At 30.4% G+C, this 1,080-nt stretch carries 1 pseudogene; it reads right to left on the bottom strand.

Going from position 1 to position 1,080, the window contains the following annotated elements:
• Window positions 1-1,080 (bottom strand): annotated as a pseudogene (locus tag AVJ20_RS17995) (hypothetical protein); the annotation flags it as partial.

The raw sequence follows: 1,080 nt of genomic DNA on the forward strand, positions 1-1,080 counted from the left end.
TATTGAAAGCGGATTTCTATAACACTTATGCAATACTAGGTCATTTTTTTGCCCCCAAGATAAATTTTTAGACAAAGTATTTAGATCAATTAATGCATTGCCCTGATTGTCAGTTCCAAATAACTCTTTCGGAGTTCTTGTGTATATATTAAAAATTGTTTGTAAATCATCATAAGCCCAAACAATATTTTTTTCAGATGCTACATCCCCTTTCAAAAGTTTATAACACAATTTAAAAAAATCATCGGGTAAATCTTGAGCTTCATCAATCAGAATATAATCATATTTTTGATTAATTTGATTATTAATTAATTGACCACAAACATACATAAAAGGATCATTATTATTAAAAGTCTTAGCCTTATCTAAGGCTATAGGAAGAACATCATTTTCAATTGCACTATTATAATAAACACCATCAACTTTATATCCACCCCACGCATGAAGAATATCTATATTACTCCAATCAGGGTCACTACTAGAAAAATGCCTGTAAAATTTAGCAATAATCTCTTTAACCAAAACATATAGGCTTTTCGTCCAAAAAGTAAAAAGAATTTTTTTATCAGGGTATTGCAAATGGATATAAGCGGCTTTCATTGCTAAAATAATGGTCTTACCAGACCCAGCAAGCCCTCTAATTCTTTGTGGGCCATTTATCAAATTTATCGCAACTTTTCTTTGCTCTGCATCAAAATTAATAATTTCATCTTCTAACCTTATTAATATATTGAGCTTATTTTTTTCATCTTCAACTATTGCTGTTCTTTTTGATGGCTTAGATAAAGCTTTCGCTCCTTCTAAAATGGAGCGTATTTCATTTAAATGCTCTTCCGTTAACTCCTCATCTTTATTTTTTATAAAATCACTTAATTGTTCTAATGATCCAATAATATCATCTTTTTCTAAATACCCTTCACATATAACCTGTGCATCTATCTCAAAAACTAGTTTCCGGCCTTTTTTACCATTTCTAGTTCGTAATGTCGGGCTTTTAACAAGCATGCTATCAACATGACTATAAGTTTCCTCCAAAGCTTCAATTTTTTCTTCAATTTGATGCTCTGTTGACGTAGATAA

Source organism: Acinetobacter sp. CFCC 11171 (assembly GCF_003268405.1).
GTDB lineage: Bacteria > Pseudomonadota > Gammaproteobacteria > Pseudomonadales > Moraxellaceae > Acinetobacter > Acinetobacter amyesii.